At 36.0% G+C, this 2,597-nt stretch carries 3 protein-coding genes; 1 reads left to right on the forward strand and 2 read right to left on the reverse strand.

Annotated elements, in window-relative coordinates:
• Positions 1-1,149 (forward strand): CHAT domain-containing protein (locus GSY74_RS02370; protein ID WP_164663514.1); only part of this gene is annotated, 1,149 nt, incomplete at its 5' end.
• A gap of 14 nt (positions 1,150-1,163) precedes the next feature.
• On the opposite strand, the gene GSY74_RS02375 is transcribed toward GSY74_RS02370, so the two are convergent.
• Both GSY74_RS02375 and GSY74_RS02380 read right to left on the reverse strand, forming a co-directional pair.
• Positions 1,164-1,643, reverse strand: a complete 480-nt coding sequence (locus tag GSY74_RS02375) for a hypothetical protein (protein ID WP_164663515.1) — start codon at positions 1,641-1,643, stop codon at positions 1,164-1,166.
• Positions 1,644-1,653: 10 nt separating this feature from the next.
• On the reverse strand, positions 1,654-2,597 hold a 944-nt coding region (locus GSY74_RS02380; protein ID WP_164663516.1), incomplete at its 5' end, for a CHAT domain-containing protein.

Consider the following 2,597-nt stretch of genomic DNA (forward strand, 5'->3'; position numbering starts at 1 on the left):
TCAAAACAGCTCAAAAAAGATGAACTCTATATCGACTATGCTAAAACAGAAAAAGAGTACTACATCTTTACCATTGATAGCAGTAGTAATGTAAACTTTATAGCCATAGATAAGAACAGCTCTAAAGAGATAGATGGCTATATCAAAGCGTTTAGAGCAAATATAGATATGATAGTCAAAGATACAAAACTGGCTACCCAAAAAAGTAAACACTCCAAAGAGATACTATCCAAACTCTACCAAGCAACCATTCAGAAACCTCTAGGGGATATACTAAAAGAGAAAAGCTCCCTCATTATCTCTACTGATGGAGCATTAAGAGCTATGCCATTTGAGGCGATGTATGATACGCAAGACCAAAAGTATCTGATAGAGCAGAAAAACATCCGATATATCTCATCAGGTAGAGAGTTGGTTCGACTCTTTAGATACTCAAAACAGCACAAAAGCGAAGATATAGCCGTGATATTTAGCAATCCTAACTTTGATGCAAATATTTCAGATACGCGAACAGCTCGTTTGGTAGAGCAAGATGATATAGCAGAGCTGTTTGAACTTAAGTTTGGAGCCTTAAAAGGTACTATAGAGGAGGCAAAAAGGATAGAGAAGATACTGAAAAAAGATAACAAGGTCATCTCCTATTCACAAACTGATGCAAATGAGACAACTCTGCTAGAGGTCAAAAAGCCAAAGATTTTGCACCTTGCAACACATGGATTTTTTATAAATGATAAAAATATCCCAAACCCTATGTTAAAATCAGGAATTGTACTTAGTGGAGCAAACTATAATGCGTTTCATAACGATAAAGACTATGGAGTTGTAACAGCACTAAAACTTTCAGGACTAAATTTAAAGGGAACTGATTTGGCTGTACTCTCTGCTTGTAGCACAGGAGTGGTTGATTTGGACTCTACAGAGAACATCTCTGGACTCTCAAAAGCTTTTATCCAAGCAGGGGCAAAAGATGTGGTGATGAGTCTGTGGGAGGTGGATGATATGAAAACTATGGAGCTTATGAGCAGTTTTTATAAAAACTCACAAAAGAGCCATAATTACGCCAAAGCACTAAGGGCTACCAAGATAGAGATGATAAAAGTTGGTCTGCATCCCTACTACTGGTCACCATTCATTCTTAGTGGAATGTAGTGGTTGTTTTCAATTTACCTCTTTATCAAAATACTCTTCACAACTTTACCTTTTCTATTTTTAATAATAATTTTATCAGCATCTTTAATTTTAGAAACAGGAATCCTAATAAGTTTTGTTCTTTCTACTCTTTTAGTGGTCTCCTCATAATCACCACAAATAATAGTAACAGGTCTCTTCACATTAGTTAAGTCCAAATAGATAGCAATCTCCTCTACAGCTCCAATCTTAACACTCATGCTCTTAGCTATCTCATTACCCTCTGTATCTAAGGCGATATGGTCTATCCCAGCTCTTGTTTCACCTTTTTTCTCAACAACTTGGAGTCCTAAAATAGTTTCATTTTGAGTTAACTTCTCAAACTGCTTTTTTACTTCATCATTAGACTTTCCATCATCTTTGAATTCAATGCTCTTATTTATATCGGTAGGTGCTGTATCTGCCACTGCATAGGGTTGAAGTATCAAACCAAGTATTATTACATATCTTTTCATCTCTATCCTTTTAATCAATTCCATTTAAGACAAACGCTGACCAATAACGAGGCTCTAGCCCCTCTTTTATCATCTTTAGTTTAGTCTCTCTTAATGCCTCTGCATAACCTTTTTTCTCTTTTAGAAACTGATAGTAGTAGCCCATAAACTTAGCCGTCTGTTCATCATTAACCCTCCAAAGGCTCATCATGACTCTCTTGGCTCCAACTTGTACTACCACTTTATTTAACCCCTCTACACCCTCTGAATCGTGTATATCTCCTACGCCTGTATCACAAGCAGAAAAGACAACCAACTCTGTCCCTTTTAGGTCAAGTTTTAGAAGTTTTGATGCTGTCACTATTCCCTCATAGCTCTCTCCATCATTTCTTGAGCTATTATATCCACTCAACGCTATACCTGATTTTAAATTTGAGTAAGAGAGATTTTTGTCATCTATAAAAAAACCATGTGTTGCAAAGTGTAATATTTTGGGTGATTTGACCTTGTAGAGATTTGCTTCAGATGCCTCTGCTCTCTCATAGTTAATTGTACTGTTTGGAAAAATGGAGATGATGCTATTAGCCTCTTTCTCAAACCCTTTCATCCCTTGAAAAGCTGGTAAATCATCCAATCCCAAAATCTTGGAACCTCTTAACTCATCCATCCTGTTATCCACTTCTGCTTGAAAATTTGGATTTGAAAAGAGTACAATCTTGCCACTATTTGTATATGCCGTCTCTGTATATTTAAGTCGATTAAACTCTTGGGCAGAAGGTACATAGAGTACCTCTTTCTCCTCTATGAGATATTTTTTACTATCATAATTGTATAGTGCTTCAAAAGGAATTTTATGTACTGCTCCATCTTTTGAGATAATAAGTTTTTTATACTTTTTCATAATATCACCAAGAGGATTACCCAATAGTAGTTGATATAAATCAGATAAGCTCTCTTTACTCCTTGTCTCCTGAA

Source organism: Sulfurovum sp. bin170 (assembly GCF_010892395.1).
In the GTDB taxonomy this organism is placed as follows: domain Bacteria; phylum Campylobacterota; class Campylobacteria; order Campylobacterales; family Sulfurovaceae; genus UBA1140.